The sequence below is a fragment of the Collinsella provencensis genome, assembly GCF_900199705.1.
GTDB classification, from domain to species: domain Bacteria; phylum Actinomycetota; class Coriobacteriia; order Coriobacteriales; family Coriobacteriaceae; genus Collinsella; species Collinsella provencensis.
The window spans coordinates 1318544-1338597 of sequence record NZ_LT904908.1 but is presented as its reverse complement, the minus strand read 5'-3'; the positions used below and the strand labels follow the sequence as shown (position 1 = coordinate 1338597).

Below are 20054 nucleotides of genomic sequence, written 5' to 3'. Positions count from 1 at the left end.
TTCCCTTCCTTAGAGCTCGGCGCGGATCTTGCGCACGGCGGTCATCAGAGCCTCGATGTGCTCAGCGCACACGTCGCCCGTGTCCTTGTAGGTGTCCTTGAAGTAGCTGCCCACGATGGCGCCGTCGGCGATGGCGAAGCTCTTGTGAGCGTTCTCGGGGGTCACGCCCGCGCCAACGATCAGCGGGAAGTCGCCGAGACCGTTGCGGAACTGCTCGATCTTGCCCATGGAGGTCTCCTGGCCGGTGGCATCCTGGGTCACCACGACGGCGTCACAGCGGTCCTTGGCGATGACGAGATCCTCCTCAACGGTGTTCTCGGAGAGAACGGGCTGGTACTTGAAGCGAACGCCGCCCAGAACCTTGCCGTTGAACGTGGAGCGCTCGAGATCCATGAAGGCCTGGAAGCCGGGTTCGTCGCGCTTCTTGACGTGGCCGACAACGGAGTCGAGCTGCACGAACGCGGCGTTGTAACGACGGCCGAGCTCGAAGCCCATATGATCGATGTTGAGGCAGTTGATGCCGAAGGGAATGGGCAGGTCCTGGCTCGTGATGTACTCGAGTGCCTGAACCATGCTGTTGTAGGTGCCGAAGTAGTTCTCGACGATAACAGCGTCAACGCCACCGTTGACATACAGGTCAACTTCGCGCTTGAGGCGCTCCATCATCGTGCCGTCGGTCTCGCCTGCAAGATGCAGCATGGCCAGAATCGGCTTCTTCTCCTTGAAGATCGAAAGGAATCCCTCGTTGGTCTCCATCTGGTCCTCCCTTACCGTCTCGGGCTGAACATTTCGGCCCGCCTAACTTACGGCACTTATCTTAACTTGTATTAAAATGAGTTGAGATAAGATAACTGTAAACGGTAGAAAATCCGCCGTGAGCGTTTTAGCCCCCTTGTGGGGTATCCTTAGGACATGGGCACGGAACCCCTCGAATTTCATCACGCAAGGAGACGCACGTATGCGCGACAGCTCTTCTATGGCACCCCTCACCCTGCAGGACCAGGTAAAGCAACGCCTGCACGCCGCCATTGCCGATGGCTCCTATCGTCCGGGCGACAAACTGCCGAGCGAAACCGAGCTCATCGGGGCTTTCGGAGTGAGCCGCGTGACCGTGCGCGCCGCACTAGCCGCACTCGTGGACGAAGGCGTGCTGATTAAACGCCAGGGCAAGGGGACCTTCGTTCGCCAGCAAGAGGTCTATCACGAATCGGTGTTCGCCAACGGCAGCTTCACCGATACCTGTCTCAACATGAACGCAAAGCCTTCGACGCGTATTGTTTGCGCTGCGAAGGAATCCGTTGGAGAGGACTTGTTCGAGCGCCTGAACGTCACCGACTTCAGCCACGAGGTCGTGCGCATCGACCGTCTGCGCCTCGTCGACGATGTCCCCGGCATCTTGGAGATCGACTACCTGCCCGACACCTTTGACTTCCTGCTCGATATGGATTTGAACGACGTGTCGCTTCTCAAGGTTATCCGCGAGGAACGCGGTGCGGTGGCGGCGAGTTTCACCGACAGCTTTTTTATTACGAATGCCACTGATGAACAGGCGGAACTTCTCGACTGCGAGCCGGGCGACGCGTTGCTGCTCGTTGAGGAAGTCGTTGCCGACAGCGCGGACAACCCCATCTATATCAACCACCAGATCATCAACCCCGACAACTACATCTACTCGGTGCAGTCGAGTAAGTAGGAGATGCACATGAGCAAGCGTGCGAATTGTACAGTCCAGATGAGAGAGCGGCACTAACTACATAGGCAGCCCAGCGGAACTACATGAACGCCATCTGGTCGTGTATAGGCAAACTGCCCGCCTGTTAACACCATAAGGAACTCTGGCGATCCGGTCTTTTCTGCATCAACCTTTTCTGCAAGTAAGAGCAGGTTCTTGGCACCCTCGTCAATACGCTGACTGCCCCCCAGCTTTACTTCAATGCCTGCCCAGCGACCATCTCCAAGCCGAACAATTGCATCCGCCTCAAGTCCAGATTTATCGCGATAATGCGCAATGGTTCCCCCTAGCCGTCGAGCATAAACGCGCAAATCTCTCACGCAAAGCGTCTCAAATAAATATCCCATTGTTACCAAATCGTTTAACAGTCCCTCTGGATTTGTTTCAAGAGAAGCGGCAGCTAAAGATGGGTCACACAAGTGCCATACCGCCGAGCTTCGCAAGGGGGTGCGAGACCGCAGAGACGGTGCCCAAGCCGGGATATCCGTTATCACGAATAGCCTTCGCAACGCATTGAGGTAAACGCGCAACGTAGGTTCGCTCATTCCCACGCCGATATCTTTAACATCGGCAAGAAGCGTTTGAATCGAAGCGCTCTGTGCACTATTGCGTGCAATAGATCGCAGAAGGGCACGAGCGCGTGTGGGATCCAACTTAACATTAGCTGCCTCAGAAATATCGGCCTCACACAATGCGGAGATGTAATCTGAAGCAACATGCAAGTCGAGCGCTCCGCGCGCAATTGGAGCAGGCCATCCACCAGCGCAAATCAACTTCGCATAGTCTTCCACCGTGCAAGATGATGCGCCCTCGACTTGAGAGCATTCCTTAAAAAGGGCAGAAAGAGACACCTCGCATGTGGATGCTCCTGATTCCTCAAGCGTCATTGCATCCATATCAAGCCGGGAGATCCTGCCCGTTCCCGTATGCATGGGTTTATCATCGCTATTCAGAGCGAGAGGTTTTGCAGAACCCGTAAGCATAAATTGCCCCGGTAAGCCGCCGGCAATATCAACTTCATGAATTACGGCATCCCAAAGCACGGGAACAACCTGCCATTCATCAATAAGACGGGGGCGATCGCCCCTCAAGAGCAGCGACGGGCGAATAGCAGCAGCTTCCATATTTGCCGCATATGTATCTGGATCGCGCATTTCAAGCGTGCTTGCGGCAATCTGTTGACATGTTGAGGTCTTACCGCACCACTTCGGGCCACGCACGAGCACAGCCCCTGTCCGCTCCAGTTTTTCCTTAAGCTCAATATCGGCGATACGTGGTATATACTTCATTCTGCACCACCTTTCACCTGTTAATAGTACAGTACTTACGTGTTTGGCGCCATTTTACTTTTGACTTTGGTGCGATTTTATTTTCGTATTTGGCGTTATTATACTTTTGGCTTTGGTGATTATTACTATGCCCTTTCTTACTTCTAAGAACAGAAGACCGCGAGCAAAAGCGCGCAGGCTATACTTCACAAAAAAGCACCCTGATAAAATTGACTAAACATTCTCAACGCGAATGGAATGCAATGACCCGGTCCGCGAAGAATCATCAACACAAATACCCTTCAAAGGGCGCCCGCTCGGACGGCCCCTGCCCCATCATGCGCTCATGCGGCGGATGCGAATGGCTGGGCCTCCCCTACCGCAAGCAGCTCGCGCGCAAACACGCGGCGATGGTCGAGCTGTTCGGGCCGCTCATCGAGAGCTTTGGTTGGGACGTGACCGTCGAACCCGTGCTCGGCATGGGCGAGAGCCGCAAGAGCGGACCCGTTACCACGGCGGATGCCCCACTCGCGGCGCCGCGCGCATTCCGGTATAAGGCGGCAACTCCGTTCGCGCCCGGCGGCGAGAGGCAAGGCGACGTGCGATCCGGCTTCTTCGCTCGCGGCACCCACGAGATCGTCCCCTGCCCCTCCTGCGCTGTGGAGGCACCCCGAACACGCGAGCTCCTCAACGAGGTCGCCCGCGCCTGCGAACGCCTGGGCATTCCCGCCTATGACGAAGATCGGGGCACAGGCCAAATGCGCTACGCCGTGGTGCGCGCGGGCTGGCGCACCGATGAATTCATGCTCACGCTCGTTACGCGCAGCCGTGAGGTGCCGCACCTCGACGAGTTGATCGAAGTGCTGCATGCGTACGAACCTCGGCTTGTCACAATCGCGCAGAACATCAATCCGCGCCGAACCAACGCCATCTTGGGCGGGGAGACGAGGTTGCTGTACGGCGAGCCGCGCATGACCGATATGCTGCTCGGCTGCACGTTTGAGATCTCCCCCACCTCCTTTTACCAGGTCAATCCCCAGCAGACCGAGGTGCTCTACCAACTGGCCATCGACGGTATGGACGCCCATGAGGGTGACGTGCTGCTCGACACCTATTGCGGCAGCGGCACCATCGGCCTTTGCGCCGCCGATGCATTGCACGCACAGGGCAACAATGTGCAGCTCATCGGTGTGGAGCGCAACGTGGAGGGCGTGCGCGATGCGCGGCGCAATGCGAAGATCAACGGGCTGGGCGAAGACGCCCCCGTGCCGGCGCGCTTTGTCGCGCAGGACGCAACGGCCTACATGAAAGCGCGGGCGGCGGAAGGTGCCAAGGTCGATGTGCTGATCATGGACCCGCCGCGCGCCGGCTCCACACCCGAGTTCCTCACGGCGGCGGGCGCCCTCGCGCCGCGGCGCATCGTCTACATCAGTTGCAACCCCACCACGCAGGTACGCGACCTCGAGCTTCTGGGACGCGCCGGCTACCGGCTCTTGCGCATCGCCCCCGTGGACATGTTCCCGCATACCACTCATGTGGAGACGGTCACCGTGCTGGAGCGGTCGTAGATGCCGGGACGACACCGCGTTGGAAATAGCATGACAGCGAGCGGGTAGAGCGCGAGAAGCAAGCAAGGAGGCCAGGATGAGAACCCTGTACGTGTCCGACTTGGATGGCACGCTGCTGCGAAGCGACGAGACCACCTCGTCATATACGAACGATGTCATAAACTTCCTGACCAGGCGAGGAATGCTCTTCTCGTACGCCACGGCGCGGTCGCTCATCACGGCGAAAAAGGTGACCGGGGGAATCTGCGCGCACATCCCGCTCATCGTGTATAACGGGGCTTTCATCTTCGACAATGCCACCGAAGAGATACTCGCCGCACGGTACTTCGACGCAACGGCGATCGACTTGCTCGACGACCTGCACAGCGCGGGAGTCTATCCGATCGTGTACGCCTACATTGACGGAAAAGAGAAGTTCTCATTCATCCCCCATGCGTGCACACCGGGCATGACCACGTTTTTGAACAGCCGAAAAGGCGACATACGGACTCATGCGGTCGCCAACTTTGACGATTTGAAACGCGGCGACATCTTTTACATCACCTGCATCGATGAGCCCCAAAAGCTCGAACCGCTGTACGAGAAATATCGGAACAGCTACCACTGCGTGTACCAGAGGGACGTGTACTCGCACGAGCAGTGGCTCGAATTCATGCCCAAGAAGACGTCGAAATCCCACGCCATCTTGCACCTCAAGGAGCTGTTGGGCTGCGACAGGCTGGTGGTGTTCGGCGACGGCAAGAACGATCTCGATATGTTCGACATCGCCGACGAGTGCTATGCGGTGGAAAACGCCGTGGACGAGTTGAAGGAGCGGGCAACCGCCGTGATCGGCTCAAACGACGAAGACGGCGTTGCCCACTGGTTAGAGGCGAGATTTGAAGCGAGCGAGCAGGAGTTCTAAGCCCGCCCACTGCGACGACCGCCGTGGACGGAGGAAGGGCTACTCGATCACACCGGCGCGGATGGCGTTCTCGCGGATGTGCGCGCAGCTAGCGTGGAACTTCTCGACTTCCTCGGGCGTGAGGTCGAGTTCGATGACCTCTTCAACTCCGTTGGCACCCACGATGCAGGGCAGCGAGGCGAAGATGCCCTCCTCACCATACTGGCCGGTCATGAGCGTAGAGCACGGGATGATGACGTGCTCGTTGGAAACGACGGCACGCACCAGGCGGGCGGCCGCGTTGGCCACGGCATACTCGGTGCACTGCTTTCCGGCGTAGGTAACGTAACCGTTGTGGCGGGCCTTGTCCTCAAAATCATCGTAGTCGAAGGTGAAGCGCTCGGGCTGCTCTTTTTCGAGCTCGGCGAGGGGCTTGCCGCCGAAATTCACCGTGCTCCACGCGGCGAACTGGCTAAAGCCATGCTCGCCCAACACATACGAGCAGATGGAATGCTGGTCAATACCGGTGGCATCGGACAGGATGTACTTGAAGCGGCTGGAATCGAGCGCGGTACCGGAACCGATAACGCGGCGCGGATCGATGCCGGAGATCTTCCAAATCTCGGTTGCCACCACATCGCAGGGATTGGCGATGGTCACCCAAATGCCCTGGAAACCTGCCTCGGTGACGGGCGTGATGAAGCGCTTGGCGGTATTGGTGGTGTAGAACAGCTCGCCATCGCGATTGCCGGCGGCAAGGGCCACTTTGCCGGCGGCGTTGACGATGACGTCGCAGCAGGCAAGACGCGCGTAATCCTCGCCGCAGGATACGATTTTGACGTTGTGCGGGCAGAAGGCCAGCGAGTCGTTGAGATCTTGGACCTCGCTCGTGAGCTTGGCGCTGTTGTCCTCTTCACCGGAGCAGATGTCAGCAAGATACAGCTCGTCTGCGATGCCCTGGAGCATTAGGCTGTTTGCCACATGTGCACCCACGTGACCCAACCCGATGATGCCGATACGATTAACTCCCATTGTGATGGTCCTTTCCTCTGGTACCGTACCCTCCTGTTATAACGCAGACGGTGGCGATAAAACCCGTTGGCACAAAATAGAAACCTAGTTGACTAACTGTAAAAAGCTGTCAGATGCTCAGGATGCATCGCTTTCAATCCGCTCAAATCGAAAGGCCTTCAGTTGTTCAAACCAACGGGATTATTGTTTCCATCACAAGATGCCCTGCCAACCTTTTAAATCTAATAAATAATCGTTGGCTGCTCCGCTGTGAGTTCGCTGCCGTCCAAGGTGTTCATCCACGCGATGTACGTGGTGGGATAGTGGCTGTACAGAATGCGCACCGGGTCCACATGTGCCGAAACCGCAAAGAAGGTCGCCACTGCTCCCTTGGGTGTGACAAGTTGCTCGATGGATCCAACTTCCATCGACAGCGAGTCGATAACCGCTTCAACCGTATGTTTGTCGGTGGGATCAGCGGCGCAGGCAACGCTTGTTATCTGCTCATAGACGTCCTGCATTGCGGCGTAGCGCTCGTCGAATCCCTCATCCCCCACCCCGGGAAGCAGCAGGGTTGTTCCATAGCGCTGGTAACCCCACTCCTCAAGCGGCAAAAACGGCATGATGTCCGACGGATTCACGATGTTGAAGATGTTCGCATAGCGCTCGGCGTGCACTTCCGCGTTGAGCGTGGTGCGCGGGGAGGCAAACGTATAGGTATACACGCAATCTACCTGGGAAAGCTCGGAAGATATCTCGTCGGAAGGCGTATCGGCGCGAACATTGTCAATGCCCGCTGTAGCCAAATTGACCACAGCGCCACCGCGGCTGTGACCTACCATCAACACAGAAACCTCTGCACCTGCGCGACGCGACTCTGCCGTCCACGCGGCGATTTCCTCATCGATTTCCCGCGCGGCACGCACGTAGCCACCATGGTCGCTTGAACTGGCATCCGACAAATCGAGATTGCTCAGCCACTCCGACCCGTAGCTCCCACGAGCGCTGACCAATATGAGATCGCGCTTGGTGCCGTCATCTGTCACAAGGTGGCGCCGCGCAATGGTGTAGGCAACGGTATCGCTGTCGTTAGTCACCAAGTTGAGGACCTCGTCCACGACCTCACTCCGATACCGATACGACTCAGTTGAAATATCGGAGAACCCGAGCTTTTCGAGCGCCTGCTCCATATAGGCGGGCTGATCGACATCCGTCTTGTAATACCCGGACTCTGAATACGCGAGCGCGGAAAGCACTGCGGCGGTGCGGGCAAGCTCCTGGTTATACACGGTTTCATCGGCAGAAAACCATGCGTCATCCCATGTGACCTGCGAGTGAGCCTCGCCATCTGCGGGAATATCCAAGCTGGTATACGCAATTTCAACGGTTCGATGGGCGGGGTCATCCGCCGCCGACGCATCGACCGCAGAACCATCCGAAGCGATGGCGGGGGTCTCCGTGCTCGACGCGACGCCCTCAACCCCAGCCGCGGTCTTTTGCACATGGCGAAAAGCGAGCGCCATCAGGCCGACGGCACACGAAGCGAGTGCGCCGGCAAGCAAAATGCGTGCAACGAGACGGCGCACCTCTTTGGGGCTCACATGCTCTTGCTCCACGATGCGCCACCTCCTTACAGATACGACTCCGTCAGAATATCAACGGAGTCGTACGGAAGTGTTGCGATTTCCTTACATTATTGTGACGTTCAGGCGTACAGAGCATTACCGCGCCCGTTGCCTATGGTTTTCTGCACTTTAGAGGCGCCAAACCGCATTATTTCACAGGCAATAGCAGGGAGCCACAGACAAATCCCGTTGCCTATGGTCCATTTCCGTTGCCTATGGTTTTCTACCTTTTCAGATCATCAAAGCGCAAGATTTCATAGGCAACGCAAGGAGACCATAGGCAACGGCAGGGAAAGCGACAGAAAAACGCAGGCAACAGCCGAAGTGTGGCATAATGCGCAGGCAACGCCGGAATAATTGGAAGAAAAAGCGGCCCCGCACTTAATGCAGGTAGCAGCCTCCCGCTTCGAGGGCGGCGAGGAACGTGTCACGGTCGCGATTCATGATGAGCTCCTCGGGGAAGTGAATCTCCTCGAGCATCTCGATCGCGCGCGGATAGCGGCCGATATCGTGCGCGATATGGGCATCGCTCGAAACCGTAATACCCACGCCCAGCTCGGCGCAGTGCTCGGCAACGGATGTGCACACCTCGTCGTAAATTCCCAGATCAAAAGAATGCTCGTTGATCTCGATGAGCTTGTGCTTCTCCTTCGCATGCAAAAGCACGGTGTCGAGGTCGTATTTCGCACCCGCGCGGCCCGTGTGACCCAGAATGAGAACTTCCTTCTTGTCGAGGGCCTTGACGTACATCTCGGTCGCCTGGGCAAGCGTTGCTTCCGCGGCGAGCACCGGATCATGTACGCTGGCAATCACGTAATCGACATGCTGCGTTGCCAGCTCGAGCAGCGGGCGCGGCTCGGGGAAGGGACGGCCCACGATGTTCTCGGTCACAATCTCCTTTTCGCCGAACAGCGTACCGTCGTAGTCGAGGATGTCCGCCTCGCAACCGCGCAAAACGGTCACGCCGTCCCAATCGCGCGGCCAGCAGCCCATGTTGTAGAGGTACTGGAAGTTGTAGAGGAACTGGTCGCGGTACGACATGATGCTGAAATGGTCGCTGATGCCCAAAAGCTCGAGTCCAAGCTTCTGCGCAGCGGCGACATCCTCTGCCAACGTCGAATAGGCGTGACGCGAAAACAGCGTATGCGTATGAACATCACTCAAGATCTGGTACGGCATTGCTCTCCCTTCAAATTGCAACTTTTATTCGACTATAGTTCCGTCAGTCGGGAAACGCAGGCGAAGCCCCTATGTGCAAAAAGCATTCACACAACAGTGGACCGGCACCTCCAAGCCGACGATTACCGATAGCTCTCCATGAGCGCGCGCCAAGCCGGCAGCGAGTTCACAATCGTCTCGTAGCTCACGCAATAGCCGATGCGCACCCAGCCCGGAGCACCAAAGCTATCCGAGGGAACGGGCAGCAGCTCGTAGCGCTTAGCCCGCTCGCAAAACGCCTCGGCATCTTTTTCTAGCGCACGAACCCACAGGTAGAAGGCGCCTTGCGGTGCCACAAAGGTGTAGCCCATGTCGCCCAGGGCATTCATGAGCGTACGGCGATTACGATCGTACGCGGCAACGTCCGTGGGCTCGTCCACACAATCGGCCACAACGCGCTGGAAGAGCGAAGGCGCGCACACAAAACCAAGCGCACGGGCAGATCCGGCAACAGCGGCCATCACGCGCGCGCTCTCGTGGCACGCAGGCGGCACCAGCACCCAGCCGATGCGCTCGCCCGCAAGCGAAAGCGACTTGGAATACGAGTAGCACACCACCGTGTGCTCGTAGATGCTCGGAATCCACGGCACTTCATCGCCATAGGTGAGCTCGCGATACGGCTCGTCGGCGATGAGGAAGATGGGCTGTTCGCGCTCGGCGTTGACCTCGTGCAGGATGTTGGCCAAGCGCTCAAGGACCTCGCGCGCGTAAATGGCGCCCGTCGGATTGTTAGGCGAGTTCACGATGATGGCGGCCGTCTGGGGCGTGATGGCCTTGAGAATGCTGCCCACCGAGAGACGGAACGTATCCGGTTTGGCGGGAGCCTCGACGCACGTGCAACCGCACGTCTCAATCCACACCTTGTACTCGGGGAAATACGGGGAAACCACGATGACTTCCTCGCCAGGAGTGGTGAGAGCGTGCAGCGCACACGAAACCGAAGCGGCAGCGCCAACTGTCATGAACACGTCAACGCCCTGGTAGCTCGTGCCAAAACGGCGATTGAGCGAGTCGGCGATGGTCGCACGCACCTGGGGCGCGCCGGGAGCCGCAGTGTATCCGTGCAGCTCCCCGGGCGGAACGGAGGCAAGAGAGGCTTCGATGGAGGCGCGTACCGAATCAGGGGCGGGAATGCTCGGATTGCCCAAGCTGAAGTCGAAGACCTTGTCCGCGCCGATTTGCTGCTTGCGCTCGCACGCAAACGTAAAAATCTCGCGAATCTTCGAGCTCTCCGCGCCGCGCGCGTACATCGCCTCGTTAATCATCGTGCTCTCCGCTCTATTCTTCGTCCTCGCTTTGCTCTGCCGAGGTGTCTGCCTGAGGGGCCTGCTCCTGCGCCACAGCTGCCTGGGCAAACGCGGCCGCCTCGGCGGCGATCTCCTCGTCACTCTGACGCGGACGGCGCTTACGCTCGCGCTCAGCATCGATCGCAGCAGGGCTGGCGCCGTTGGCAGCAGCGGTGTTGCGCTCTTCCTTGGCAGCCACGATATCGCCCTCGCGCTCGAGGTAGGCATCCCACTCGTTGTCGAGCAGGGCCGCAACGGCGTCGCCCTCGACCGTCTCGCGCTCAAGCAGCACCTTTGCCATGAGCTCAAGCTGCTCGCGACGCTCATCCAAAATCGTACGGGCACGCTCGTGGGCCTCGCGCATGATGCGCTGAATCTCGGCGTCGATGCGACGCGCAGTTTCCTCGGAATAATCTTGGTGATCGGCGTAGTCGCGACCCAAGAACACCTGATGCTGCGCCTCGCCGAACACCTGCGTGCCCAGCTCCTCGCTCATGCCCAAACGCGTAACCATCTCACGGGCCATCTTGGTGGCACGCTCGAGGTCGTTGCTCGCGCCCGACGTGATGTCGTCGCACATGAGCTCTTCGGCCACGCGGCCGCCCAGGAACACGGCGAGCTCGTCGAGCATCTCGCCGCGCGTCTTGAGGAAGTGGTCCTCGGCGGGAAGCTGCATGGTGTAACCCAGTGCCTGACCACGGCTGATAATCGAAATCTTATGGACGGGATCGGCGTTGTCGAGAATGTGGCCCACCAAAGCATGACCGCTCTCGTGGAAGGCGATCGTGGTGCGCTCCTTCTCGCTCATCACGCGGCTCTTGCGCTGCGGTCCGGCCATGACGCGCTCCATCGACTCCTCGATCTCGTCCATGGAGACGAGCGAGCGACCGCGGCGTGCGGTGAGCAGCGCGGCCTCGTTGAGCAAGTTGGCCAAATCGGCACCGGTAAAGCCCACCGTGAGCTGGGCGAGTTTATCAAACTTAACGTCGGTATCCAGCGGCTTGTTCTCAGCGTGAACGCGCAGGATCTGCTCGCGCCCCTTCACATCGGGACGGTCGACCGTGATCTGGCGGTCAAAACGGCCCGGACGCAGCAGGGCGGGATCGAGGATGTCGGGGCGGTTGGTTGCGGCGATGAGGATGACGCTCTCGGTCTCCTCAAAGCCGTCCATCTCAACGAGCAGCTGGTTGAGCGTTTGCTCGCGCTCGTCATGGCCGCCACCCAAACCGGCGCCGCGCTGACGGCCGACCGCGTCGATCTCGTCGATGAAAATAATGGAAGGCGACTGCTCCTTGGCTTCCTTGAAAAGGTCGCGCACGCGGGAGGCGCCCACGCCCACGAACATCTCAACGAAGTCCGAGCCGGAAATGCTGAAGAACGGAACGCCCGCCTCGCCGGCAACCGCCTTGGCGAGCAGCGTCTTGCCGGTGCCCGGAGGACCCACCAGCAGGACGCCGCGCGGAATCTTTGCGCCCAGCTTGCGGAAGCGCTCAGGCTTAGCCAGGAAGTCGCGCACCTCGGCGAGCTCCTCGACAGCCTCGTCGATACCCGCAACGTCGGAGAACTTCACCTTGGGACGCGTAGCCTCGCTGGTCTTGGCGTTGGTTTTGCCAAACTGCATGGTCTTGTTATTAGCACCCAGCACCTGGCGCATGAAGAAGAACATCGCAATGAGCAGGATCGCCGTGGGAGCGACGGTCACCACCATGTTGAAAATGAAATCGGGGTCGTCGGTGTCGACCCTGTAGATGGTCTCGGGATGAGCCGCCATGAGTTCGGCTAACGCATCTGATCCCACGTATGTCGAGGTAAAAGACTCAAGATTGTCCTTGGTCTTCTTTACGCGACCAGGCCAATACTTGCCGCTCACTGAACCATTCATCACGGTATAGGTGACGGATTCCACGCGATCGTCCTCGACCGCCTTCACGAACACACTCGTAGCGAGCTTCTCGGGTTCGCCATCAATCGAAAAACCGCTGTTCATCGCATTGAAAGCAAAACTCACAAATAGAAGCGCGAAAAACAGGTAAATCACGCCCATGCGCGAAAACTGCGGGCCCTTGCCATTGCCGGAACGGTTGGTGCCGCCCGAAGTGCCTCGAGGAGGACGCGGACCGTCATCGGAATCATTGAACAGATGGCCAAACGGACCATCGGACATGGGGTGGTTTGCCTCATCGTCGTCACCCATGGGACGAGGCCCCTTGTGGCCGAAGGGTGCCCCACCACGCGAAGGCTCGTCATCGACGGGCGGCAACGGGATGTTGGAGTGATCGGGGGCGTCGCTGGAGCCCCTCCCCTCGCCCGCCGGCTCAGGGATGTCCACGCCCGCGGGTGGCGTGGGACGGCCGTTAGACGAGCCGTCGCCCCCGGCGAAAAGGGCGACGGTTGAGAAGTCGTTTGATTCCGTGCGTTCGGTCATACTAAGCGTAAACCTCCGGTTTGAGAACGCCCACATACGGGAGGTTGCGGTAATGCTCGGCAAAGTCGAGACCGTAACCCACCACAAAGGCGTCGGGGCAATGCGTGCCCACGTACTTGGGATTGACAGCAGCCTGCTTGCCCTCAACGTCCTTCCACAGGAACGTGCAGACCTCGAGCGAGGCGGGCTTGCGGCTGGAAAGATTCTTCATGAGGTACTTGAGGGTGAGGCCCGAGTCGAGGATGTCCTCGACAATGAGCACGTCGCGGCCCTTGATGTCGATGTCGAGGTCCTTGATGATGCGGACCACGCCCGAGGACTTGGCACCATCACCGTAGCTCGACACAGCCATGAAATCGATGGCGAGCGGATTGTCGATAGCGCGCATCAAATCGCCCATGAAGACGACGGCACCGCGCAAAACCGCGATGAGCACCAGGTCCTTGCCCTTGTAGTCCTCAGAAATCTGAGCGCCCAGGCGCTTTACCATCGAAGCGATCTCCTCCTGGGAAAACAGGATTTCCTCGACATCTGGATGCATGGTTTCCATGGTTGCCCTTTCTCGGCGTGTTGTTTGACGTTTGCAGCATACCCCAATGGGGCGCATCATGCCCCGCGAACAGGGCGAAACAGTAATTTTACCAGCACGCGCGTGGATGCGGTGCACTTAAAGCGGTCGTCGAGGCGAATGCCTGCAACCCACACGATTGCGCCACCCGGCCCCGTGCGGACCACCGGCGTCGCCGCACGCTCCGCCAACGGGATTTGAGCCTCATTGAGCAGGTCGGAGAGCTTCTTACTGCGTCCCTGCATACCGAGAGGACACAGCATGTCGCCCGCTTCCGGCGCGTCGACCCACAGGCGCGCGGAACGAGCCTCGGCGGGAATACCGTCCTTGCCCGGATTGCCCTCGAGCATGCGGCCCAAATCTCGCTCCGCATAACCCAGCGCCGCAGCGTCCACGTACACCGCGCCCGGCTCGGCGTTGCGAGCGAGCTCGACGGGGTCCGCACCAGCGGGAACGCGCAGAAGCGCGGCGCTGAGCCTCATACCGGCGGAAAGCGTCATAGATCCCGGAACGGCAAGCCACCCAACGGGCAGCGTCTCACGCGCGGTGGGCGTGCGCAGCGAAAGCGTACCGAACTCCATACGTGCATCGATGCCCTCGGGCAACGTGAGCGAACCTTCCCCACGAGCCACGCACGCGAGAACCGCCTCGACGTGACGCATCTCAAGGCGCGCATCGGGGGCGAGTTGCTTCACCGCAACGCGAATCATACGACGGGCGATGGCAACCTCGGAGGCGGCGAGGCGTGTGGCGTCGAGCACGATAAGACCCGCTTGAGAACGGCGCGTGCAGCTGCGCAGCGCTGTGGCGGCAAGCTGCGACATGAAGGCGTCCTCGTCGCCGAGCAAATCGCACGCCGCGCTAACGGCTTTTGCCACGTTCTCGTTGCGCTCGGTAGCGAGCGGCATGATGCGATGACGTACGAAATTACGCAGGTAGCTCGTGTCCTGGTTGCTTTCGTCCTCGCGCCAGGGTTGACCTGCGACCTCAAGGTAGCGCACGAGCTCGGCGTGCGTGTGGTCGAGCAGCGGACGCACGATGATGTTACGTCTGCGCGGGATGCTGGAGAGCCCCGCAGCGCCCGACCCTTTGATGGCGTTCATGAAAAACGTCTCGGCACGATCGCTCGCAGTATGGGCTGTTAGGATACGCGCTGCCGAGCGCGGAGTACCCGCTTCTTCAGACAGCTCGCGCACATAGCGACGAGCCGCCGCGTAGCGTGCCTCTCGTGCTGCGGCTTCGAGATTTTGCCCGTTGATCTCGGTGAAGTGCGCGTGTTCCACGCAAAGCGGCAAACCGAGGCCGGCGCATAGGTCGCGCACGAACACCTCGTCGGCGTCAGAGGCGGCACCGCGCAGGTGATGATTGATATGGAGTACGTGCAGGCGCTCGCGGGCGATGCGCGCAACCCCGCGTCCGTCGTCGATGTCGAGCGCACCCGTGCACGCGAGAAGGACCAACGCGGTAGAGTCCGCACCACCTGATACCATGAGAACCACTGGGGCCCTCAACTCGTCCGCGTGAGTGTGTGCACGCGAGCCTGCTGCGGGAACTGCAAAGCGGCGGGAACCATAGCGCTGTGAAACCGTGGGCATGGGCGGCCTTTCCGTTCAACGTGCATTGCCCGCGTTGTGCCGCGCATCCTTTCCAAACACGCGCAGCCCACGGGTCCTGTATCGTAATCGTCCATCTGCGGGCACAGCGTTTCCTTGGACGTCTTGCCACTTGCCCGCACGTTGATATGCATTGTATCCATTGGAGGCACGAGAACCGTGGCACACAGCGCAAGCACCGACAACCTGCACCTGGACGCGGGTGCCCGCAAGCAGGACGCAAGCAGCCTGGGCGGCAGTCGGGGCAGCAACAACCTGCACCTTCATATCCTTGGCAGCGGATCACGGGGGAACTGCGCGCTCGTGGAGGGGCCAGACGGGCTCATCATGATCGACAACGGTTTTTCGCGTCGTGAAACGCTCAAGCGCATGCACGAGCTGGGACTTTGCGAGGACGAAGTCCGCGCGCTCATTCTCACGCACGAGCATTCCGACCATGTGAGCGGCGTCTCGGTATGGTGCAAGCGATTCGATGGGGAGCTTTATGCGAGCACGGGCACGGCGGCAGTGCGCAAATACCTCGACTGCCTGCCCTTTTGTTGCTTTGACCCGGGCGACTCGTTTGAGGTATGCGGAGTGCGTATCGACACGTTTTCGACCTCGCATGACGTGGTGAATCCCGTGGGTTTTCGCTTTACCCGCGGCGGCGATGCGATCGGCTACGCCACCGATACGGGCGTTCTGCTGCCCGAGGCCATGCGCCTGCTCGCTGACGTGCGCATCCTTGCGTTGGAGTCTAACCACGATGTTCCCATGCTGCGAACGGGCTCGTATCCTCGCGTGCTGCAAGACCGCATCCTGTCCGAGCGCGGGCACCTGTCCAACGAGCAGGCGGCCACGGCGTTGACCGAGCTGATTAGCGATCGCACCGAGCACGTGGTTGCCATGCATATCTCACAGGAGAACAACCGTCCGAGCCTTGCCGTGCGTGCGATGGCAAACGCCGTGGGCGCAGAGCTCGACAACGAGCTGGGTTCAAGCGCCACGTTGATGCGCGGAGATGGCCTACCCGACCTGTACATTCGCTCCGCCGGCCAAAACCGCCCGATTTCTGTGCTCTAACTTCAAAACAGGCGTATCCGCTTCTCGCACACTGCTCTTTCCAGGCAGCTATTGCGTCGGCTGCAGCTCCTCCTGTTTGCGCCTGGGAAACGTCGTGAACAGCGCAAGGGCGGAAACCGCCGCTACGGTGCCCATCGCCATGGCGCCCGCATTGGCACGCACCTCACGATTGTCCTCCATGAGCTGCTCGGCATCCGCATCGTCAACACCGAGCGCCTCGAGACTCCGCGCAAACATGGCGTCACTTTCATAGGTGTACACAACATCTTCGAGCGCACTTTGCACAGACTCGGGCAGCGTTGTAAGCGAATTCACGCGTGCGTCCAAACCGGTATTCACCGCAATGAGCAGCACCGAACCCATAGCGGCTGCGCCAAGCGCCAGACCGAGGTTGCGGGCCGCGCCCTGAATGCCGCCCGACTGCTGCGCGGCGCGAGCGGGCACCGCAGACGCAACCAAGTTGTTCGCCTGCGAGTTCACCAATCCAACGCCGATGCCGCCCAACAACGTGCCAGCTAGGATAACGAGAGAAAGCGACGATTCGCGCACGCCGAAGGCGGTCAACAGCGCACTCGCGGCAATGGAGATATAACCGCAGCGCACGACAGCCCAGGGATTAAGGTGCGGGAACTTACGCGGAAGGAACGTGGCGAGCAAGAGCATCGGCACGCCCGAGATGATTCCCAGCAGTGCTGTCTTGGTTCCATCGAATCCTGCAACCAGCTGGTAAAACGAGGTTGCCACCAGACCCTGGGCGCCCATGTAGAAAAACGGAAGCGCGATGGCGACGAGACCAGAGCGAACCTGCGCGTTGCGCACGAAGCAAGAGGGCAACAGCGCCACACCTCGACGCTGCTCCATCCACGCCTCAACCGGAACGAGAACCACCAACAGCACCAAGCCGGCACCGGCAATGAAAAGCGCAGGAGAAAGCCCCGCAATGGTGAACGGAGCGGTGGGCAACGGCTCCGTGACACCCCAGGCAGACACGCGCGAAAGACCGAACATCACGGCGAACAAGCCAAGTGAAGCGAGGATGATGCCCGGAATATCGAACGTCTTGGATTCATGCGGACACGAAGGGGGCAACGCGCGGCTCGCCACTGCAAGAATTAGGAAATAGCCTGCGAGAATGCCGAATGTGACACGGAATCCGAAGTTGTCGATAAGCATGCCGAGCGGAATGGGAACGATGGTGGCAAGCGCCGCTGAGCCGGCAATCACACCGTACGCCTGCTTGCGCTGAGCGCCCTCGAACAACAGCGGGACCATGCCCAACACCGAGGGAATCACCAAGCTGGCGCCCACGCCCACGAGCATGCGTCCGCCCCAAATGAGCACATCAATGGTGGGGGCAACCGCCGCAACCACTTCGCCGCCCGTGATAAGGATCACGCCGGCGACGAACAGACGACGCCAGCCGATCATAATGCCGAGTAAGCCGCTGGCCAGCATAAAAGTGCCCGCCATAAGCGAGTACACCGTACTCGCAAGCTGGACATCTGAAACCGAGCAGGAGAAAACGCGCATCATTTCGGACATCGCAACGGAGAACGCTCCGTTTTCGGCCGAGACGCCCAACTGGGCAAGAGCGAGCACCGCCAAGGACATAAATGCGGCAGCACGCGCACTGGAACGAGATGTATCGGATTTGACCTCGGACCCGCTTGCAGCTTTCACGATCAACCACCATCTAACTGCGCTCAGTGATGCTTTCCTCATAAAAACACCACCCATATCGTAAGAAATGGGCATCGTGGTTCTGACCACTTACTTTGCCGTATATGTGGCAAAACTAGTGCAGCAAGCCAAAACGTAATCGCGCACACTACTATAAGAGGTAATCCTGCGAAATGAGGTATGCGATGAATATCAATCGACGCCAAGCGGCGCTGCTCAAATTGCTCGTCTCCTCGACTTCGTATACGCCTACCATCGAACTCGCTCGCGCGCTTTCATGTTCGGAGCGCACGGTGCGCAACGACATCCAAGCCGTCAACGCGTTTTTAGAAAAAACCGGCATCGCAGCGCGGACCGATTCAAAACGCGGCAACGGCCTCAAGATAGAAATCGCCCCCGCCGAGCGCGAGCGCGTCCTTGGCCTTGTTAAAGAGTACGCACTCGCCATGGACCCGGCGCTCGACCGGTTTTATCGAGGCATCCTGCTGCTCATCTGCGACTCCACGCAAAACTACACCATCGAGACACTCGCCCGCGCTATCCTCACCAACAAACAGCAGGCACAAGATGATATCGCCGCATGGAACGAGATGCTTGCCCCCTACGGTGCATCGATACAGCGCAAGCGCCATCTCGCGATAGCGGGCCCTGAGGAGAACATCAGATTCTTCGTGGCACACAACCTGTTTGAACTCGCCCCAACCGCCATGAAACGCCGCATAGAGCCCCAACTGCTCGGCCCTGACCGGGAGTTTCTCTACAACGAGATCGACACAGTGGAACGCGCGCTCGAGCGCCATATCACCGACAACGCGCGCCACGAATTCGCAACCTACCTTCAGGTTGCCATATTGCGTATCCGTAAGGGACATGAAGTCCCTAGTCGCGCCGCAGCGATTCCACCTGTGTTCACGCGATTTGCGACAAACCTGGAACGGCACTACGGTGTTTCGCTGCGCAGCGGAGAGCGTGCGGTCATTGTGGAGGTGTTTTCGGTCGCCGCGCGCCAATGGACGCCCGACTTCCAGGACAGTTACACGCCGAGCCGCGAAGCCGCGCTGATTGCCGACGATCTCTACCGTTCGCTGGGAGAGCACTATGACAAACGACCCCCAGCACATTTGTACAAGCCGCTCGCTCTGCTTATCGAAGCCGGCGCACTGCGTCAAAACCTCCATCGTGCCATTGCGCTGCCACTTGAAACCACGTGGACGGTGCACTTTGAAAACATGACGACGTTCATGCGCATCTGCCAGATTATCCGCGATACGCCTTCTTTGGCGGAACTATCGTTGTATGAGACGGACTGCACGCGCATCGCCATGCTTCTCCTCAATTTTATGGACGACCTTTCCGTAAGCGATGCCTGGCGCGTGGGACTTGTGGCAAATTGCGGTGTTGAGCAGGTGTTTTTCGCGCGTGATCGTATTGAGCGCCTCCTACCCTTCACGCGTGTGGTACGTGTGATTCCCGAACAGGAACAAATGGAGGGTGGCAGGGCGCTCGACGGCCTCGACTTCCTCGTGTCGTTTGACCCCATCGAATCGACGCTGCCCGTTGCGATAATCAGCAACGCCATCACCGAGGAGGATCGTCGCCATATCAACGACACCATCCTCTCGATTTCGCAACAGCGCGCACAGGGAGAGGCAACGGCGCTCGATAGCCTGACGAGCCGCGAACTCGACTGCAACGATTTCGAATCGTTTATCGTCGCTTTACGCTTGGCACTCATTGAAGACGGATTGTGGCGCGGTGCAGAAGAAGAATTTCGTTCGTGCTTTGAGATGGCCACCTTCTTGTGCGGGCCCACGCTCATCTTTACGCTGTTTTCGCACGAAATCGCGCAAACAGGCAGCATGATTTACGAGGTAGACGTGCAGGTTCCTTTCTGGAGCACCAGGGTTCGACACGTCGCGGTGCTCACCGTCTCCCCTGCTGACGAGCGCATTTTGGGGGCTGTCTCAACAACCTTCCGCCGTCAGCTCGTCTCAAAGGGACTCGTTCCCAACAGGCTGTAACGGAGTGGGCTTGCAAAACTCGCCCCGTACACTGCCGTGAGGTTGATTTGTGCGAAACGGACCCAGCAAAAGCAACCCGACCTTCGCATATAAA

15 protein-coding genes are annotated in these 20054 nt (G+C 59.2%); 5 read left to right on the top strand and 10 right to left on the bottom strand.

Annotated features, from left to right (window positions below; translation table 11 throughout):
- Positions 1-9 precede the first annotated feature (9 nt).
- A complete protein-coding gene (locus C1711_RS05940; RefSeq protein ID WP_102338218.1) occupies positions 10-756 on the bottom strand; it encodes a BtpA/SgcQ family protein in 747 nt (248 codons plus the stop codon).
- 202 nt (positions 757-958) lie between these two features.
- On the opposite strand from C1711_RS05940, the gene C1711_RS05935 reads away from it, so the two are divergent.
- The gene (locus tag C1711_RS05935) at positions 959-1693 is read left to right on the top strand and encodes a GntR family transcriptional regulator (protein ID WP_102338217.1); all 735 of its coding nucleotides are present in this window, start codon (positions 959-961) and stop codon (positions 1691-1693) included.
- Between the two features lie 53 nt (positions 1694-1746).
- On the opposite strand, the gene C1711_RS05930 is transcribed toward C1711_RS05935, so the two are convergent.
- Complete coding sequence (locus tag C1711_RS05930) at positions 1747-3021, bottom strand: ATP-binding protein (RefSeq protein WP_102338216.1); 1275 nt, start codon at positions 3019-3021, stop codon at positions 1747-1749.
- Positions 3022-3263: 242 nt separating this feature from the next.
- On the opposite strand from C1711_RS05930, the gene rlmD reads away from it, so the two are divergent.
- Together rlmD and C1711_RS05920 are read left to right on the top strand one after the other, a co-directional pair.
- Positions 3264-4568, top strand: a complete 1305-nt coding sequence (gene rlmD, locus C1711_RS05925; protein WP_102338215.1) for a 23S rRNA (uracil(1939)-C(5))-methyltransferase RlmD — start codon at positions 3264-3266, stop codon at positions 4566-4568.
- 76 nt (positions 4569-4644) lie between these two features.
- Positions 4645-5472, top strand: coding sequence for an HAD family hydrolase (locus C1711_RS05920; RefSeq protein ID WP_102338214.1), 828 nt, complete (start codon positions 4645-4647; stop codon positions 5470-5472).
- Between the two features lie 39 nt (positions 5473-5511).
- Here C1711_RS05920 and C1711_RS05915 read toward each other — a convergent pair whose 3' ends face one another.
- The 7 genes from C1711_RS05915 to tilS form a co-directional block, all read right to left on the bottom strand.
- On the bottom strand, positions 5512-6483 hold the full coding sequence (locus C1711_RS05915) for an L-lactate dehydrogenase (RefSeq protein WP_102338213.1): 972 nt from the start codon (positions 6481-6483) through the stop codon (positions 5512-5514).
- A gap of 221 nt (positions 6484-6704) precedes the next feature.
- Positions 6705-8078: a lipase family protein gene (locus C1711_RS05910; RefSeq protein ID WP_234346301.1), complete on the bottom strand. Its 1374-nt coding sequence runs from the start codon at positions 8076-8078 to the stop codon at positions 6705-6707.
- Positions 8079-8468: 390 nt separating this feature from the next.
- Positions 8469-9266: a PHP domain-containing protein gene (locus C1711_RS05905; protein ID WP_102338212.1), complete on the bottom strand. Its 798-nt coding sequence runs from the start codon at positions 9264-9266 to the stop codon at positions 8469-8471.
- Positions 9267-9388: 122 nt separating this feature from the next.
- Entirely contained in the window at positions 9389-10570 is a 1182-nt protein-coding gene (locus C1711_RS05900; protein WP_102338211.1) for a pyridoxal phosphate-dependent aminotransferase, read from the bottom strand.
- 13 nt (positions 10571-10583) lie between these two features.
- The gene (ftsH, locus tag C1711_RS05895) at positions 10584-13016 is read right to left on the bottom strand and encodes an ATP-dependent zinc metalloprotease FtsH (protein ID WP_324761447.1); all 2433 of its coding nucleotides are present in this window, start codon (positions 13014-13016) and stop codon (positions 10584-10586) included.
- Between the two features lies 1 nt (position 13017).
- Positions 13018-13566 carry a hypoxanthine phosphoribosyltransferase gene (gene hpt / locus C1711_RS05890; protein ID WP_102338210.1) on the bottom strand — a complete coding sequence of 183 codons (549 nt, stop codon included), beginning with the start codon at positions 13564-13566 and terminating at the stop codon, positions 13018-13020.
- A gap of 56 nt (positions 13567-13622) precedes the next feature.
- Complete coding sequence (gene tilS, locus C1711_RS05885; RefSeq protein WP_199824850.1) at positions 13623-15179, bottom strand: tRNA lysidine(34) synthetase TilS; 1557 nt, start codon at positions 15177-15179, stop codon at positions 13623-13625.
- Positions 15180-15425: 246 nt separating this feature from the next.
- Between tilS and C1711_RS05880 the strand changes: the two genes are divergently transcribed.
- Positions 15426-16259 carry an MBL fold metallo-hydrolase gene (locus tag C1711_RS05880; protein ID WP_234346369.1) on the top strand — a complete coding sequence of 278 codons (834 nt, stop codon included), beginning with the start codon at positions 15426-15428 and terminating at the stop codon, positions 16257-16259.
- 48 nt (positions 16260-16307) lie between these two features.
- Here the strand turns inward: C1711_RS05880 and C1711_RS05875 are convergent, their stop codons facing one another.
- Entirely contained in the window at positions 16308-17939 is a 1632-nt protein-coding gene (locus C1711_RS05875; RefSeq protein ID WP_234346299.1) for an MFS transporter, read from the bottom strand.
- A 185-nt stretch (positions 17940-18124) separates the two neighbouring features.
- On the opposite strand from C1711_RS05875, the gene C1711_RS05870 reads away from it, so the two are divergent.
- Complete coding sequence (locus C1711_RS05870) at positions 18125-19960, top strand: BglG family transcription antiterminator (protein WP_102338208.1); 1836 nt, start codon at positions 18125-18127, stop codon at positions 19958-19960.
- Positions 19961-20054 lie beyond the last annotated feature (94 nt).

Bases quoted from the DNA above. Each gene is read 5' to 3' on its own strand.
- C1711_RS05940 (WP_102338218.1), bottom strand. From the start codon at position 756: ATGGAGACCAACGAGGGATTCCTTTCGATCTTCAAGGAGAAGAAGCCG.
- C1711_RS05935 (WP_102338217.1), top strand. From the start codon at position 959: ATGCGCGACAGCTCTTCTATGGCACCCCTCACCCTGCAGGACCAGGTA.
- C1711_RS05930 (WP_102338216.1), bottom strand. From the start codon at position 3,021: ATGAAGTATATACCACGTATCGCCGATATTGAGCTTAAGGAAAAACTG.
- rlmD (WP_102338215.1), top strand. From the start codon at position 3,264: ATGACCCGGTCCGCGAAGAATCATCAACACAAATACCCTTCAAAGGGC.
- C1711_RS05920 (WP_102338214.1), top strand. From the start codon at position 4,645: ATGAGAACCCTGTACGTGTCCGACTTGGATGGCACGCTGCTGCGAAGC.
- C1711_RS05915 (WP_102338213.1), bottom strand. From the start codon at position 6,483: ATGGGAGTTAATCGTATCGGCATCATCGGGTTGGGTCACGTGGGTGCA.
- C1711_RS05905 (WP_102338212.1), bottom strand. From the start codon at position 9,266: ATGCCGTACCAGATCTTGAGTGATGTTCATACGCATACGCTGTTTTCG.
- C1711_RS05900 (WP_102338211.1), bottom strand. From the start codon at position 10,570: ATGATTAACGAGGCGATGTACGCGCGCGGCGCGGAGAGCTCGAAGATT.
- ftsH (WP_324761447.1), bottom strand. From the start codon at position 13,016: ATGACCGAACGCACGGAATCAAACGACTTCTCAACCGTCGCCCTTTTC.
- hpt (WP_102338210.1), bottom strand. From the start codon at position 13,566: ATGGAAACCATGCATCCAGATGTCGAGGAAATCCTGTTTTCCCAGGAG.
- tilS (WP_199824850.1), bottom strand. From the start codon at position 15,179: ATGCCCACGGTTTCACAGCGCTATGGTTCCCGCCGCTTTGCAGTTCCC.
- C1711_RS05870 (WP_102338208.1), top strand. From the start codon at position 18,125: ATGAATATCAATCGACGCCAAGCGGCGCTGCTCAAATTGCTCGTCTCC.